Here is a 15,718-nt window from a genome sequence, read left to right as displayed (position 1 = left end):
CTTAGTTGCCGTGCAAACGCTTGGCGTCTATCACGTCCGGCAGTTGGTTCAGCTTCGCCAGCACCCGGCTCAACACCTGCTGGTTGTAGATTTCGATATCCATGTCGATAGTGGCCAACTGCTTCTTGGTATCGCTGCGGCTGGCGACGCCCAGCACGTTGACCTTTTCGTTGGCCAGAATGGTGGTGATATCGCGCAGCAGCCCGCTGCGATCGTTGGCCATCACGCGCACCACCAGCGAATAACCGCTGGAGTAGCTTTCGCCCCACACCGCATCGACGATGCGCTCCGGCGCATGCGATTGCAGATCGACCAGCTGATCGCAGTCCGCACGGTGGATCGAAATACCGCGCCCCTGGGTAATAAAACCGACGATGTCGTCGCCCGGGATCGGCTGGCAGCAGCGGGCGATGTGGTGCATCAGGTTGCCCACGCCCTCCACCACCACGCGGCCGTTATCCTTGTTGCGGGTCGGCGGCGGCGCTTTCTGCTGCACCAGCTGGCGCAGCGCCTCGCGATCCTGCTCTTCGGCGCTCGGCTTGTTGAACTTGCCCTGCAGGTAATTCACCATCTGGTTCAGGCGAATGTCCCCGCCGCCGATCGCCGCCAACACCTCGTCCAGCGAGTTCATGTTGTAGCGCGGGATCAACAGCTTCTCAGCCTCTTTCAGGCTGATGCCGAGATGCTCCAGTTCGTTGTCCAGCATCTGGCGGCCGGCGAGAATGTTCTTGTCGCGATCCTGCTTGCGGAACCAGTTGTGGATCTTCGAGCGCCCGCGGCTGGTGGTCACGTAGCCCAGGTTCGGGTTCAGCCAGTCGCGGCTCGGGTTTGGCTGTTTCTGGGTGATGATCTCAATCTGATCGCCCATCTTCAGCTGATAGGTAAACGGCACGATGCGGCCGCCGATCTTGGCGCCGATGCAGCGGTGACCGACGTCGCTGTGAATGTGGTAAGCGAAATCGAGCGGCGTGGAGCCGGCCGGCAGATCCACCACGTCGCCTTTCGGGGTAAAGACATAGACCCGATCGTCGAACACCTGGCTGCGCACTTCGTCGAGCATTTCGCCGGAGTCCGCCATCTCTTCCTGCCAGGCGATGAGCTTACGCAGCCAGGCGATGCGCTCTTCGTAGCCGGAGCGCACGGTCACCCCCGCGCCCTCTTTGTACTTCCAGTGTGCGGCCACGCCCAGCTCGGCGTCTTCATGCATTTGCCGGGTGCGGATCTGAATCTCGACGGTTTTGCCGCGCGGCCCCAGCACCACGGTGTGGATCGACTGGTAGCCGTTGGGTTTCGGGTTGGCGACGTAGTCGTCGAACTCGTCCGGCAGGTGGCGGAAGTGGGTATGCACGATGCCCAACGCCGCGTAGCAATCCTGTAGACGCTCCGCCACGATGCGCACCGCGCGCACGTCGAACAGTTCGTCAAACGCCAGGTGCTTTTTCTGCATCTTGCGCCAGATGCTGTAGATGTGTTTCGGCCGGCCGTAAATCTCCACCCGAATGCCTTCTTTGGCCATCTCGGCGCGCAGCCCGGCGACGAAGTCGTCGATGAACTGTTCGCGATCGATGCGGCGCTCATGCAACAGCTTGGCGATGCGCTTGTATTCTTCCGGGTGCAGGTAGCGGAAGCAGAAATCTTCCAGCTCCCACTTCAGTTGGCCGATGCCGAGCCGGTTAGCCAGCGGGGCGTAGATGTTGGAACACTCTTTCGCCGCCAACACGCGTTCGTCTTCCGGCGCGTCTTTCACCTCGCGCAGGTGGGCGATACGTTCCGCCAGCTTGATGACCACACAGCGGAAATCCTCCACCATCGCCAACAGCATGCGGCGCACGTTGTCGACCTGTTCGGAGGCCATCGAGTCGTTTTGGGTGGCTTTCAGTTGACGAATGGCGTCCATGTCGCGCACGCCGTGCACCAGCGCGACGATGCCATTGCCGAACGCTTCGGTCAGGGTCTCTTCCTGCACGATGCCGGCGTCCACCAGCGGGAACAGCAGCGCGGCGCGCATACTGTCGTTGTCCATGCTCAGCGTCGAGAGGATTTCCACCATCTCCAGGCCGCGCCACAGCAGCAGCGAGGCGTCGGGATGGTTTTGGGTCTGCTGCTCACAATAACGCCAGGTTGCGGCCAATCGCTCACATGACTGCGGGTTAGGTAGCCCCAAGCCGGCGATCCACTCATCGAGAGCGAACTCACCCGCCGTATTCAGATGTGCACTTCTTACCGCAACCATAACTTCTCCCTACTTTGCAGCGACCTCTGGCGCGCGCTCGTTGATAAACAGCGCCATTGATTCAAGATGCCCCGTGTGCGGAAACATATCCAACATCCGCACGCGCGCAAGACGATAACCGGCGTTCAACAGCACTTTGCTGTCGCGAGCCAGCGTGGTGGGGTTACAGGAAACATACACCACCCGCGCCGGCGCCAGTTTTACAATGTGTGACATCACCCCGGCCGCACCGGCGCGGGCGGGATCCAGCATCACCTTATCAAACCCTTGTGCTGCCCAAGGTTGCCGCTCAACGTCGTCCTCCAGATTCTCATGGAAGAACGACGCATTATTCAGCTTATTCTTATGTGCATTATATTGCCCATTCGCTACCAGCGTGGCAACACCTTCGATGCCCACCACCGCAGCGGCGCGGCGCGCCAGCGGCAGGGTAAAATTCCCCATGCCGCAGAACAGGTCCAGCACCCGATCATTGGGTTGAATGTCGAGCCATTCAAGGGCCTGCGCCACCATTTGTTGGTTTACGGCGTCATTGACCTGAATAAAGTCGCGCGGACTGAAGTCTAAGCGTAGCCCGTCAACCTGATAATACGGCGTTTCACCGCACAGTTTTTCCACGCGGTCGCTGTCCGGCGCCAGATAAACAGCGACGTTTTCCCGCTCGCCAAACGCCAACAGCGCCTGGCGATCCGCCTCTTTCAGGGCATCGAGATGGCGCAGCACCAGCAGCGGGCCGTTATCCGCCAGCACCAGCTCCACATGCCCCAGCCGCCGCACCGCCTGCAGCCCGCTCAGGCAGGCGCGCACCGGCGCCAGCAGCTGTTCCAGCTCCGGGCGCAGCACCGGGCAGTGCTCCACCGCTACCAGCTCGCTGGAGGCCGCCTGTCGAAACCCCATCATCAGGCGCTGCAACTTCGGCTGCCACGCCAGGCTCAGGCGGGCGCGGCGGCGATAGCCGTATTCCGGGCCGGCGATCACCGGTTCCTGCTGCGGGGTCACCCCGGTTTCGCGGGCGATCATGCGCACCAGCGCCGCCGCCTTGCTCTGCTGCTGCAGTGCCTCATCCGCATGCTGCTGCTGGCAGCCGCCGCACACGCCGAAATGCGGACAGCGCGGTGCCACCCGCTGCGGGCTGCGGCTCAGCAGGCGCTTGAGCTTGCCTTTGGCGAACTGGCGCTTGTCTTCGGTCAGCTGGATTTCCGCCTGCTCGCCCGGCAATACGCCCGGCACGAACACCGCTTTGCCGTCGTGGCGCGCCACGCCCTGGCCGAAAGGATCGAGATCGCTCACCGTCACGGTGAAGATTTGTGAGCTCTGCCGGGTCGTCACGCGGCGTTTGGGAGAGTAGAATTGCGCCATATTTGTCGATTGTGTGCTGGTTCATTAAGCTAGTGTCAGCTGTCAATTCTCCCACATTGGAATCCCATGACCAAATACAGCCTGCGTGCGCGCATGATGATCCTGATTCTGGCCCCGACCTTGCTGATTGGTTTGCTGCTCAGCACCTTCTTCGTGGTGCACCGCTATAACGAGCTGCAGGAGCAATTGGTCGACGCCGGCGCCAGCATCATCGAGCCGCTGGCGGTGGCCAGCGAGTACGGCATGACGTTCCGCAGCCGCGAATCGGTCAGGCAGTTGGTCAGCCTGTTGCACCGCCGCCATTCGGACATCGTGCGTTCGATCACCGTGTTCGATGCGCAGAACAATTTGTTCGTCACCTCCAATTATCATCACAACTTCGCTCAGCTGCAGCTGCCGAAAGGCGTGCCGTTGCCCACCGAGCTGATGCTCACCCGACGCGGCGATTCGCTGATCCTCCGCACGCCGATCCTGTCGGAAAACCAATATCCGGATGAAACCGCTGACGGCGGCAGTCACCCCGACAACAACCTGGGCTATGTGGCGATCGAGCTGGATCTGCAGTCGGTGCGGTTGCAGCAATATAAAGAGGTGTTCGTCTCCACCCTGCTGCTGTTGCTGTGCATGTGTATCGCCATCCTGTTTGCTTACCGGCTGATGCGCGACGTGACCGGCCCGATCCGCAACATGGTGAACACCGTCGACCGCATCCGCCGCGGCCAGCTCGACAGCCGCGTGGAGGGCTACATGCTCGGCGAGCTGCACATGCTGAAGAACGGCATCAACTCGATGGCGATGTCGCTTACCGCCTATCACGAAGAGATGCAGCAGAACATCGATCAGGCCACCTCCGACCTGCGTGAAACGCTGGAGCAAATGGAGATCCAGAACGTCGAGCTGGATTTGGCGAAAAAACGCGCGCAGGAGGCAGCGCGCATCAAGTCCGAATTCCTGGCCAACATGTCGCACGAGCTGCGTACCCCGCTCAACGGCGTGATCGGTTTTACCCGCCAGATGCTGAAAACCGATCTGAGCGCGACCCAAACCGACTATTTGCAGACCATCGAGCGCTCGGCCAACAACCTGCTGACCATCATCAATGACGTGCTGGACTTCTCCAAGCTGGAGGCCGGCAAGCTGGTGCTGGAGCATATTCCGTTCGCCCTGCGCGAAACGCTGGACGAAGTGGTGGTGCTGCTGGCCCCCAGCGCCCACGACAAAGGGCTGGAGCTGACGCTGGATGTGCACAACGACGTGCCGGAGCAGGTGATCGGCGACTCGCTGCGCCTGCAGCAAATCATCACCAACCTGCTGGGGAACGCCATCAAGTTCACCGAAACCGGCAATATCGATATCCGCGTCGAGCTGCGCAAACAGCTGGATCGCCGGGTGGAAGTGGAAGTGCAGATCCACGACACCGGCATCGGCATTTCCGAACGCCAGCAGTCGCAGCTGTTCCAGGCATTCCGTCAGGCAGACGCCAGCATCTCCCGCCGCCACGGCGGCACCGGGCTAGGGTTGGTGATCACGCAAAAACTGGTGAAGGAGATGGGCGGCGACATCTGCTTCCACAGCCAGCTGAATCGCGGCTCGACCTTCTGGTTCCACATCACGCTGGATCTGAACGAGGGCATGCTGTCGCTGGCGCCGAGCCTGCCGGATCTGAACGGCAAAACGCTGGCCTATATCGAGTCCAACCCGACGGCGGCACAGGCGACGCTCAACATGCTCAGCGTCACGCAGCTGGTGATCACCCACTCGCCGACGCTGGGCCAGCTGCCGTCAGGCCATTACGATTTCCTGCTGGCCGGCGTGCCGATCCCGTTCCGCGACAACATGGCGCAGCATCAGGACAAATTGTTGGCCTCGCTGAAGCTGGCCGATCGGGTCATTCTGGCGCTGCCGTGCCAGGCGCAGATCGACGCCGAGCTGCTTAAGCAACAAGGCGCGCTCGGCTGCCTGATCAAGCCTATCACCAGCACGCGTCTGTTCCCGCTGCTGAGAATGGAGACGCCCGATCGGCTCGCCGCCCCACCTGAGCGTAAACGTCTGCCGCTGACGGTGATGGCGGTGGACGACAACCCGGCCAACCTGAAGCTGATCGGCACGCTGCTGGGCGAACAGGTGGAAAAAACGCTGCTGTGCGAGAGCGGTGAGGAAGCGCTGGCGCTGGCGCGCAACAACGTGCTGGATCTGATCCTGATGGACATTCAAATGCCGAAGATGGACGGCATTCACGCCAGCGAACTGATCCGCCAACTGCCGCACCACAACTCTACGCCGATCGTCGCCGTCACTGCCCATGCCGCCAGCGGCGAACGCGAGCATCTGCTGCAGGCCGGGATGGACGACTACCTGGCCAAGCCGATCGACGAGAAAATGCTGACCCGCGTGCTGTCGCGCTACCACAGCGGCGACGTGGAAAGCGCCGTCGCCGACGATGCCCCGCTGTCGCTCGACTGGCCGCTGGCGCTGCGCCAGGCGGCCAATAAACCGGATCTGGCGCGCGATCTGCTGCAAATGCTGCTCGATTTCCTGCCGCAGGTGCGCGAACGGGTGCAGGCGCTGCTCGAGGGGCAACACGACGACGAGATCCTCGACCTGGTCCATAAGCTGCACGGCAGCTGCAGCTACAGCGGCGTGCCGCGCCTCAAGCAGCTGTGTTTCTACCTCGAGCGGCAGCTGCGCCAGGGCATCACCAACGACGAACTGGAGCCGGAGTGGCTGGAGCTGTTGGATGAGATTGAACTGGTGATCCACGCGGCGCGCGCGCATCTGGCGCAACCGGCCTGAATCCTCAGGCCATAATGCAAAAAGGCACGCCGTAGCGTGCCTTTGTTGCTTTTAGCGCCTGATGTTTATCACTGCGCCAGCAGGTACAGTTGGCTATCGCCACGCTGAATATTCAACGCCAGCACCGACGGTTTGCTGTCGAGGATTTTACGCAGCTCGCCCAGGTTCTGGATCGGCTGTTGGTTCACGCCCAGGATCACGTCGCCCTTTTTCAGGCCGATGCGCGCGGCGGCGCTGCCGGCTTTCACGCTGTCGACCTTGACGCCTTTCACGTTGCCGACCTGGGTATTGCTCAGCTCGGCGCCTTCAATGCCGGTGTAGATATTGCCCGAGGCCACCTGGGTCTGCGCGCTTTGCTCCAGCGTGACGTCAATCGTTACCGGCTTGCCGTCGCGAATAATGCCCAGCGACATCTTGCTGCCGACCGGCAGCGTGCCGATCTCCGCCCGGAACGAGGCGAAGCTGGAGATGGCCTTGCCGTTCATGGTGACGATCACGTCGCCGGCCTTGATGCCCGCCTTCGCGGCGGAAGATTTCGGCATTACCTGGCTGACGAAGGCCCCGCGCTGCGCATCGACTTTCATTGCCTTGGCCAGCTCAGAGTTCAGCTCGGTGCCCATGATGCCCAGCTCGCCGCGTTTCACCTGGCCATACTCGACCATTTGCGCCGTCAGGTTTTTCACCATGTTGCTCGGAATAGCGAAGCCGATACCGATATTGCCGCCGTCCGGCGCCAGGATCGCGGTGTTGATGCCGATCAGCTCGCCGTTCAGGTTAACCAGCGCGCCGCCGGAGTTGCCGCGGTTGATCGCCGCATCGGTCTGGATAAAGTTTTCGTAGTTTTCGATGTTCAGGCCGCTGCGCCCCAGGGCGGACACGATGCCCGAGGTGGCGGTTTCACCCAGCCCGTACGGGTTGCCGATCGCCACGGTGTAATCACCGACGCGCAGCTGATCGGAGTCCGCCATCTTGATCGCCGTCAGGTTCTTGAAGTCTTTCAGCTGGATCAACGCGATATCGGAACGCGGATCCTTGCCGATCACTTTGGCGTCGAAGCGGCGTCCGTCGCTCAGCTGCACCTGGATCTTGTTGGCGTTGTCCACCACGTGGTTATTGGTCACCACATAGCCCTTGGTGGCATCGATGACCACCCCGGCGCCCAGCGCCTGGAATTTCTGCTGCGTGCCCTGCGGCTGGCCATCCGGCCCTGGCTGTTCACCGCCCTGACACATCGGCGAGCCCTGGAATGGCGAACCGTCCTGGCAGAACGGCGAATCCTCACCGAAGAACTGTTGGAACTGCTGCGGCATGCGCGGCGTATTGACCGTGGTGCTGCCCTCAACGTTAATGCTCACGACGGAAGGCATCACCTTCTCCAGCATCGGTGCCAGGCTCGGCAGCTGTTGGGTGCTGGAAGAGGCGGTTTCAGCGGCGCTGGCCGTCGCCGGGCCCATCGCCATACCGATACTGAATGCCAGTGCGCTCAGAACTAATGCGGTTTTTTTCATCTGTGTGTCTCTTATAAAGTCGTTCAAAAAGAATGGCCGTCTTGCGTGCTTATTCAGAGTTAATTAATAGCCCGAAGTTCCGGCACAGATGATTGGCAATAGTAAACAAATATTGTCCGTCTTTACAAAACTCGAGACAGCCAACCGGTTGGAATTGCTGGCAATTATTCTTCAGCTCAATTATTCCGCCGCCATCAATCGACGATATTCATCATAGGCGTACAGGTCGGTCATTCCGCTGATATAGTCCTGCAATAAACGCGCGCGGAAATAATATTCCCGAATGCCTTGCTGCTCCGGCGATAAATGCTGCAGCCCTTCTACCGCCTCCGCATACGCTAGCCGATGCTTGGTGGACAGCTTGTGGAACAGGCGTGTTTCAATCGGATAAGCGCGATGGCTGTCCTCGCGCACCAGCTGGCTGAAGTCCGCCAGCGACATCGCCAACAGCGGGCTGTAAATGTCCAGCAGGCCGCTGATCACCCGATAGCCTTGCAGCTCGAGCTGCTCGACCTCAGGGTGGTTGAACACGTGCTTGAACGCCACATTTTTAAATATCTTCAGTAGCCGATAGGCCGGGCTGGAATCCTCCAGCAGCGCCTGATTGAAACTGCCCTGATAGACCGCGTCCAGATTGTCGATAAAGCGCTGCGCCGCATGCGGCACCAGCCGCGCCACGGTAAACACCCGCAGATACATGAAGAACTGATCTTCCGCGCTGCGCCGCGCGCCGCCGCGATCGATCTTGCGAAACGCGCTGGCGACGGTCTTGTCGAACAGATCGCCCGGCACCACCTCGCCCCACTCCTGAATCAGGTGCTGATACAGCTGCTCGACGGTGAAAATGCTCTTCTCCACCGCGTCTTCCAGATCGGCCACACAGTACGAGATATCGTCGGCGGCCTCCATAATATAGGTCAGCGGGAAACGATCGAACTCGCCCATGTGCAGCTCGCGCCGCAACCGATCGACGAAGGCCTCTTCCGCCAGATAGTAGCCGGGCTTTTTCATCAGGTAACTGTGGCTGGCAGGGATGTCGCTCGCCCAGTAGGCCGGGCGGGTGTATTTCAAAATGCAGCCGACCTGCGCGTAGGTCAGGTTGAGCTTGAGCAGGCTGTACACCATGCGGATCGCCTGGGCGTTGCCCTCGAAGTGGCTGAGATCCTGACGGATCCGGCTGCGCAGCCGGTTCAGATCGCTCTCCCCTTCATGCAGGCGCAGCGTCGCCACCTGGCAGCGATCGTGGCTGCCCGGCTCGCTGCCGCAGCTGGCGGGATCGAGCCGCTGGGCGAACCAGTCGTTGATCGCCGACTCGCCGAAGTGCCCGAACGGCGGATTACCGATGTCGTGCATCAGGCAGGCCATTTCCACGATGCTTTCAAACGGATCGAGCAGCCGGGTCAAGCCGAGCTCATCAATTCTCCCCGCCTGTTTGAAGCGATTGAGGATCTCTTTGGCGATGTGGCGCCCAACCTGCTGCACCTCCATCGAGTGCGTCAGGCGGCTGCGCACCGCCGCGTTGCGTTCCAGCGGAAACACCTGGGTTTTTTGCTGCAGACGGCGAATGGCGGCCGAGTTGACGATGCGCCCGCGATCGCTCTCGAACTGCCGCACGATGTCGTACTCTTCCTCGGCCTCGATCGGTTTGCTGAAAGGCCGTTGGAAGCTGATTTTTTGCTTGAAGTCGATCCCGGACATCTGTTTCTCCGCCGTTGCGCCCTGCCCCCGTGATAACAATTCCCGGCAGCGGATGCAACGCATTATCTCTGATACACAGCCATGATAGACTATGCCGCAATTCTCACGGCCAATCAGCGAGTGTTATTTATGAAAGTAGGCATCATCGGCGCAATGGAGCAGGAAGTCACCCTGCTGCGCGATCAAATCGAAAACCGTCAAACCATCCAGCGCGCGGGCTGCGAAATCTACACCGGCCAGATCGGCGGCGTTGACGTGGCCTTGCTGAAATCCGGCATCGGCAAAGTCTCTGCGGCCATGGGCACCACCCTGCTACTGGAACACTGCAGCCCGGATCTGGTGATCAACACCGGTTCCGCCGGCGGCCTGGCCAGCACCCTGCGCGTGGGCGATATCGTGGTGTCGGAAGAAGTGCGCTACCACGACGCCGACGTCACCGCCTTCGGCTACGAGCCGGGCCAGATGGCCGGCTGCCCGGCGGCGTTCGTCGCCGACGACGCGCTGATCGCGCTGGCGGAAAGCTGCATCAAACAGCTGGATCTGCACGCGGTGCGCGGCCTGATCTGCAGCGGTGACGCCTTCATCAACGGCGCCGAGCCGCTGGCGCGCATCCGCGCCACTTTCCCGCGCGTCGCCGCCGTGGAAATGGAAGCCGCGGCGATCGCCCACGTCTGCCATCTGTTCGGCACGCCGTTCGTGGTGGTGCGCGCCATTTCCGACGTCGCCGACAGCGAGTCGCACATGAGCTTTGACGAGTTCCTGGTGGTAGCGGCCAAGCAGTCTACGCTGATGGTCAATGCCATGCTGCAAACCCTGGCCAAGCGCGGTTGATGTGAGGCTGCGCTTCACCTCGATGTTCTGTCTGTTGGCGCTCTGGCTGGCCCTGCCGGTCGGCGCCGCCCAGCGGGTGATTAGCCTGGCGCCCAACGCCACCGAGCTCGCCTATGCCGCCGGCATGGGCGAGGTACTGGTGGCGGCGAGCGCCTATTCCGATTACCCGCCGCAGGCCGCCAAGCTGGAGCAGGTGGCCTCCTGGCAGGGCATCAACCTGGAGCGGGTGCTGGCGCTCAAGCCGGACCTGATCCTCGCCTGGCGCGGCGGCAATCCGCAGCGCGTGCTGGATCAGCTCGCCGCGTTCGGCATCCCGATCTTCTATGCGGACGCCGACAACCTCGGGGGGATCGCCGGCTTGCTGGATAAGCTGGCGCAATACAGCCCGCACCCGGATCAGGCGCATCAGGCGGCAGACGACCTTCGCCGCCAGTTCGCCGCTCTCAAGCAACAATACGCCGCTAACTCACCACGGCGCGTGCTGCTGCAGTTCGGCACCCAGCCGCTGTTCACCAGCTCCGGCGCCACATTGCAAAGCCAGGTGCTGGCGCTGTGCGGCGGGCAGAACGTCTTCGCCGATAGCCGCACCCCTTGGCCGCAGATCAGCCGCGAGCAGGTGCTGGCGCGTCAACCCCAGGCCATCGTCATCACCGGCGGCGCGAAAGAGGCCGCCAATGTGAAAGCCTTCTGGGCGCCGCAGCTGCAGGTGCCGGTGATCGCGCTGAACGAAGACTGGTTCAATCGCGGCGGGCCGCGCCTGCTGTTGGCGGCGCAGCAGCTGTGCCGCCAACTGGCGGAGATCCGCTGATGCTGGTGTTCTGGTTGGATATTCTCGGCACGGCGGTGTTCGCCGTCTCCGGCGTACTGTTAGCCGGCAAGCTGCGCATGGATCCGTTCGGCGTACTGGTATTGGGCGTGGTCACCGCGGTCGGCGGCGGCACCATCCGCGATATGGCGCTGGCCAACGGCCCGGTGTTCTGGGTCAAGGATCCCACCGATCTGGTGGTGGCGATGATCACCTGCGTCTTGACGCTGCTGCTGGTGCGCCAGCCGCGCCGCCTGCCGAAATGGGTGCTGCCGGTGCTCGACGCCGTCGGGCTGGCGGTGTTCGTCGGCATCGGCGTCAACAAGGCTTTCGCGGCCGGCACCGGCCCGCTGGTGGCGATCTGCATGGGAGTGATCACCGGCGTCGGCGGCGGCATTATCCGCGACGTGCTGGCGCGCGAGATCCCGATGATCCTGCGCACCGAAATTTACGCCACCGCCTGCATCATCGGCGGCATCGTGCACGCTACGGCGTTTTACACCTTCCACATGCCGCTGCAACAGGCCATGATGCTGGGCATGATCATCACGCTGGCCATTCGGCTGGCGGCCATCCGCTGGCACCTCAAGCTGCCCGCCTTTATTCTCGAACGCTGAGCCGTCGCCCTGCGGGGCGACGCGTGGCAACGCCGCACCGGGTGATTTATTAGACTAAAAACGGGTCCAGTGGTATTATTTTCGTCCAAAAAATAGCGTAGTGTCGATGTAAAATTCTGTTACCCGCAGGTTAATCCCTTCCCCACGCTGTTAAAACTTTTTAACTTTTTGCCGATAAGTCATCACAAGATGGCTTACGGATGACTATTCCCGCAATGATGAAAAAAATTCTGCTTGCCTGCTGTGGCGCCCTGCTGAGTGGCGCCGCGTATGCCGATGCCGTCAGCGGCCAGATCGGCGTTACCCTGACCATTGAACCGCAATGCGCCGTGCGCCTCGAAGCCGCCGTCCCCCAGGCCGAATGCAGCCACGCGACGGCGCAGCCGAAGATCATCCGCAACCCACCGACGCAGCAGAACGGTGCGGAAGTGATCCTCGTGGAATGGTAATGGTAGGCATAAAAAAACCCGCCGGCCTAAGGCGAGCGGGTTGATGTTCTGACAGGCAAACTCAGATGCTGAACGACGAACCGCAACCGCAGGTGGTTTTGGCATTCGGGTTGGTCACCACGAAGCGCGACCCTTCCAGCCCTTCGGTGTAGTCCACCGAACCGCCGACCAGATACTGCAGGCTCATCGGATCGACCACCAGCGCCACGCCCTGCTTCTCGATGGTCATGTCGCCATCGTTGACCTTGTCGTCAAAAGTGAAGCCGTACTGGAATCCGCTGCAGCCGCCGCCGGTAATGTAAACCCGCAACTTCAGGTTCGGGTTTTCTTCGTCAGCAATCAGGAACTTAACCTTGTTTGCTGCTGCCTCGGTAAATTGCAGGGGCAGTGCCGTTTGATCACTCATACTCTTTACTCCCAACATTGTTCAGCATCAGATCGCGACTATGGCTGCCTGATTAATATTAACGATTATCCGATACCTGAGTGTTGCGTTCAAGTATTCACCGCATTTGTTGTATTTTCTTTACCTGTTTTCTCCGCCGCTTCCCGTGCCAGCTGCGCCTCCTGCCTTTGCAGGGTGCGAGCCAAGATCGATGAATACAGCGGCTTGCCGCCGAGCAGCTGCGCCACTACCGTGGCGCCGAGGCAGGTGATGATCATCGGTAAAATCAGCTGGTAGTTGTCGGTCATTTCCAGCACCAGCACGATGCCGGTCAACGGGGCCCGCACCGTGGCGGCGAACAGCGCCCCCATACCGGCGATGGCGAAGGTGCCCGCTTCGATGCCGTATTGCGGGAACAGATGCGCCCCCGCCAGCCCGAAGGCGGTGCCGAACAGCGTGCCCAGCGCCAGCATCGGCGCAAAGATGCCACCCGGCGCGCCGGAACCGAAGCACAGCAGCGTGGTGAAGATGCGGGTAATGAAGATAAACATCAACATGCCGACGCTGTAATTGCCCGCCGCGGCGATCGGGATCAGCCCAAAGCCGCCGCCCGCCGCCTCTGGCTGAATCAACCCCAGAATGCCACACACGCCGCCGAGCAACCCACCCATCAACAAGATATTGCGCATTCTGCCGCCGTGCAGGCGCGCGAACATGTCTTGGGTGCGGAAGATCAGCGCGTTGAACCCCACGCCCACCGCGCCGAATATCGCCCCCAGCACCAGATAGAGCCACAGGGTGTTGATGGGCGCCGAAGAAAGTTTGTCGACCGCGATCACCGAGCCCTGGCCGTTAAACAGCTGGTACACCACGCTCGACATGATAACGCCGATAAACACCGCTTTAATCGAGATCAGGTTGTAGCGAAACTGCGGCCGCATCTCTTCGATGATAAACAGAATGCCGGCCAGCGGCGCGTTGAACGCGGCGGACAGCCCGGCGGCGGCCCCGGTCGCCAGCAGCGAATGACGCGCCTCGGCGCCGCGAATGCGCAGCACGTCCAATACCATGCGCCCGACGTTGCCGCCCATTTGCACCGTGGGCCCTTCGCGCCCCAGCACCATGCCCGCCCCCAGCGTGCCCATGCCGCCGATGAATTTCACCGGTATCACGCGCCACCAGCGCACCGGCCGCAGCTCCTCCAGCGCGCCTTCGATCTCCGGAATGCCCGAGCCGCCCGCCTCAGGCGCAAAGCGCCGCACCAGGTAATAGCCCAGCGCCGCCAGCGCGGCGGACAGGATAAACGCCAGCGGCCACACCAGGATCCAGGAGTCGGCGACCTGCGCCAGCGAAGCCAGCCGCTGCTGCTGCACCCACTCCACCGCTTTATCGAAGGCCACGCCAAGCAAACCAGCCAGCGTCCCCACCAGCGCGGCCATCAACAAGATCGCCACCGGCGTTTTATCGCGGCGGATAAACTGGCGCACCGCATCGCTGCGGCTAAGGCGCGGGCTCAACGTCCCGACGGGCTGTGAGTATGATTCTGTCATCGCGAATAATTCGTCAGGTAATTTGTAATACAAATAGGCAGGGCGATAATTCTACCCCAACCCGGCGGCGGACGCTGCCGTTAATGGTATCTGACTGTGATCGTTTCATAACGCGGCGCTCTCCTCTAGAATAGCGCGGTCAAATCATTCAAAAGAGAATCCAGGAGCCGATTTATGAGCCTACACAGCAAGTCCGAAAGTCTGTACGCCCAGGCGCAACAGTTGATCCCCGGCGGGGTAAACTCTCCGGTGCGTGCATTCACCGGCGTAGGCGGTGTGCCGCTGTTTATCGAGCGCGCAGACGGGGCTTACCTGTTCGATGCCGACGGCAAGGCCTATATCGACTATGTCGGTTCCTGGGGGCCGATGGTGCTGGGGCATAACCACCCGGCGATCCGCGACGCGGTGATCGAAGCGGCGCAGCGCGGCCTGAGCTTCGGCGCGCCGACCGAGATGGAAGTCAAAATGGCGCAGCTGGTCACCGAGCTGGTGCCGACGATGGATATGGTGCGCATGGTGAACTCGGGCACCGAAGCCACCATGAGCGCCATCCGCCTGGCGCGCGGCTACACCAACCGCGATAAAATCATCAAGTTCGAAGGCTGCTACCACGGCCACGCCGACTGCCTGCTGGTGAAAGCCGGCTCCGGCGCGCTGACCCTCGGCCAGCCGAACTCACCGGGCGTGCCAGCCGACTTCGCCAAACACACTCTGACCTGCACCTATAACGATCTGGATTCGGTGCGCGCCGCCTTTGAACAGTACCCGTCAGAGATCGCCTGTATCATCGTCGAGCCGGTCGCCGGCAACATGAACTGCGTGCCGCCGCTGCCGGAATTCCTGCCGGGCCTGCGCGCCCTGTGCGACAAGTACGGCGCGCTCTTGATCATCGACGAAGTGATGACCGGCTTCCGCGTGGCGCTGGCCGGCGCGCAGTCCTATTACGGCGTTGAGCCGGATCTGACCTGCCTCGGCAAAATCATCGGCGGGGGTATGCCGGTGGGCGCCTTCGGCGGCCGTCGCGATGTGATGGAGGCGCTGGCGCCGACCGGTCCGGTCTACCAGGCGGGCACCCTGTCCGGCAACCCGATCGCCATGGCGGCGGGCTACGCTTGCCTGACCGAAGTGTCGCAGGTTGGCGTGCACCAGACGCTGACCGAACTGACCGAGATGCTGGCCGCAGGCCTGCTGCATGCGGCGCAGGAAGAGAATATCCCGTTGGTGGTCAACAACGTCGGCGGCATGTTCGGCCTGTTCTTCACCGACGCGCCGGCGGTCACCTGCTACCAGGACGTGATGCAGTGCGACGTGGAACGCTTCAAGCGCTTCTTCCACCTGATGTTGGAAGAAGGGGTGTATCTGGCACCGTCCGCCTTCGAAGCGGGCTTCATGTCCGTGGCGCACAGCAAGGAAGACATCCAGCGCACCATCGACGCCGCGCGTCGCTGCTTCGCCAAGCTGTAATCCCGGCCGGATGGCCAAAAAAATGG

General features: G+C 61.7%; 12 protein-coding genes. 6 read left to right on the top strand and 6 right to left on the bottom strand.

Going from position 1 to position 15,718, the window contains the following annotated elements:
- Position 1: 1 nt before the first annotated feature.
- On the bottom strand, positions 2-2,233 hold the full coding sequence (relA, locus tag ACMGGW_RS02335) for a GTP diphosphokinase (RefSeq protein WP_025301597.1): 2,232 nt from the start codon (positions 2,231-2,233) through the stop codon (positions 2-4).
- A gap of 9 nt (positions 2,234-2,242) precedes the next feature.
- A complete protein-coding gene (gene rlmD, locus ACMGGW_RS02330) occupies positions 2,243-3,592 on the bottom strand; it encodes a 23S rRNA (uracil(1939)-C(5))-methyltransferase RlmD (RefSeq protein WP_025301596.1) in 1,350 nt (449 codons plus the stop codon).
- 66 nt (positions 3,593-3,658) lie between these two features.
- On the opposite strand from rlmD, the gene barA reads away from it, so the two are divergent.
- The gene (barA, locus tag ACMGGW_RS02325; protein ID WP_049204768.1) at positions 3,659-6,385 is read left to right on the top strand and encodes a two-component sensor histidine kinase BarA; all 2,727 of its coding nucleotides are present in this window, start codon (positions 3,659-3,661) and stop codon (positions 6,383-6,385) included.
- Between the two features lie 68 nt (positions 6,386-6,453).
- Here barA and degP read toward each other — a convergent pair whose 3' ends face one another.
- Positions 6,454-7,893 (bottom strand): serine endoprotease DegP, encoded by a 1,440-nt coding sequence (degP, locus tag ACMGGW_RS02320; RefSeq protein WP_049294833.1) that lies wholly within the window; start codon positions 7,891-7,893, stop codon positions 6,454-6,456.
- A 180-nt stretch (positions 7,894-8,073) separates the two neighbouring features.
- Positions 8,074-9,591, bottom strand: a complete 1,518-nt coding sequence (dgt, locus tag ACMGGW_RS02315) for a dGTPase (protein WP_060448158.1) — start codon at positions 9,589-9,591, stop codon at positions 8,074-8,076.
- Between the two features lie 129 nt (positions 9,592-9,720).
- Here dgt and mtnN point away from each other — a divergent pair, with 129 nt between their 5' ends.
- From mtnN to ACMGGW_RS02295, 4 genes are all read left to right on the top strand, one after another.
- Positions 9,721-10,422, top strand: coding sequence for a 5'-methylthioadenosine/S-adenosylhomocysteine nucleosidase (gene mtnN / locus ACMGGW_RS02310; RefSeq protein ID WP_049200308.1), 702 nt, complete (start codon positions 9,721-9,723; stop codon positions 10,420-10,422).
- A 22-nt stretch (positions 10,423-10,444) separates the two neighbouring features.
- Entirely contained in the window at positions 10,445-11,230 is a 786-nt protein-coding gene (btuF, locus tag ACMGGW_RS02305) for a vitamin B12 ABC transporter substrate-binding protein BtuF (RefSeq protein WP_049294851.1), read from the top strand.
- Positions 11,230-11,844, top strand: coding sequence for a TRIC cation channel family protein (locus tag ACMGGW_RS02300; protein ID WP_038873529.1), 615 nt, complete (start codon positions 11,230-11,232; stop codon positions 11,842-11,844). Before btuF ends, ACMGGW_RS02300 begins: the two co-directional genes overlap by 1 nt.
- Before the next feature lie 200 nt (positions 11,845-12,044).
- On the top strand, positions 12,045-12,293 hold the full coding sequence (locus tag ACMGGW_RS02295) for a hypothetical protein (RefSeq protein ID WP_065424607.1): 249 nt from the start codon (positions 12,045-12,047) through the stop codon (positions 12,291-12,293).
- Between the two features lie 61 nt (positions 12,294-12,354).
- On the opposite strand, the gene erpA is transcribed toward ACMGGW_RS02295, so the two are convergent.
- Both erpA and clcA read right to left on the bottom strand, forming a co-directional pair.
- Positions 12,355-12,699, bottom strand: a complete 345-nt coding sequence (gene erpA, locus ACMGGW_RS02290) for an iron-sulfur cluster insertion protein ErpA (RefSeq protein WP_004932708.1) — start codon at positions 12,697-12,699, stop codon at positions 12,355-12,357.
- Between the two features lie 89 nt (positions 12,700-12,788).
- Positions 12,789-14,228, bottom strand: a complete 1,440-nt coding sequence (clcA, locus tag ACMGGW_RS02285; RefSeq protein WP_060448159.1) for a H(+)/Cl(-) exchange transporter ClcA — start codon at positions 14,226-14,228, stop codon at positions 12,789-12,791.
- A 174-nt stretch (positions 14,229-14,402) separates the two neighbouring features.
- Here clcA and hemL point away from each other — a divergent pair, with 174 nt between their 5' ends.
- A complete protein-coding gene (gene hemL / locus ACMGGW_RS02280; RefSeq protein WP_025301587.1) occupies positions 14,403-15,692 on the top strand; it encodes a glutamate-1-semialdehyde 2,1-aminomutase in 1,290 nt (429 codons plus the stop codon).
- Positions 15,693-15,718: the final 26 nt, after the last annotated feature.

It is taken from the genome of Serratia sp. BNK-4, from assembly GCF_048685115.1.
Taxonomy (GTDB): domain Bacteria; phylum Pseudomonadota; class Gammaproteobacteria; order Enterobacterales; family Enterobacteriaceae; genus Serratia; species Serratia bockelmannii.
The sequence above is the reverse complement of the archived record's forward strand: the minus strand, read 5'-3'. Positions and strand labels throughout refer to the sequence as shown.

Coding starts and splice junctions, on each gene's coding strand:
- relA (WP_025301597.1), bottom strand. CDS start 2,233: ATGGTTGCGGTAAGAAGTGCACATCTGAATACGGCGGGTGAGTTCGCT.
- rlmD (WP_025301596.1), bottom strand. CDS start 3,592: ATGGCGCAATTCTACTCTCCCAAACGCCGCGTGACGACCCGGCAGAGC.
- barA (WP_049204768.1), top strand. CDS start 3,659: ATGACCAAATACAGCCTGCGTGCGCGCATGATGATCCTGATTCTGGCC.
- degP (WP_049294833.1), bottom strand. CDS start 7,893: ATGAAAAAAACCGCATTAGTTCTGAGCGCACTGGCATTCAGTATCGGT.
- dgt (WP_060448158.1), bottom strand. CDS start 9,591: ATGTCCGGGATCGACTTCAAGCAAAAAATCAGCTTCCAACGGCCTTTC.
- mtnN (WP_049200308.1), top strand. CDS start 9,721: ATGAAAGTAGGCATCATCGGCGCAATGGAGCAGGAAGTCACCCTGCTG.
- btuF (WP_049294851.1), top strand. CDS start 10,445: ATGTTCTGTCTGTTGGCGCTCTGGCTGGCCCTGCCGGTCGGCGCCGCC.
- ACMGGW_RS02300 (WP_038873529.1), top strand. CDS start 11,230: ATGCTGGTGTTCTGGTTGGATATTCTCGGCACGGCGGTGTTCGCCGTC.
- ACMGGW_RS02295 (WP_065424607.1), top strand. CDS start 12,045: ATGACTATTCCCGCAATGATGAAAAAAATTCTGCTTGCCTGCTGTGGC.
- erpA (WP_004932708.1), bottom strand. CDS start 12,699: ATGAGTGATCAAACGGCACTGCCCCTGCAATTTACCGAGGCAGCAGCA.
- clcA (WP_060448159.1), bottom strand. CDS start 14,228: ATGACAGAATCATACTCACAGCCCGTCGGGACGTTGAGCCCGCGCCTT.
- hemL (WP_025301587.1), top strand. CDS start 14,403: ATGAGCCTACACAGCAAGTCCGAAAGTCTGTACGCCCAGGCGCAACAG.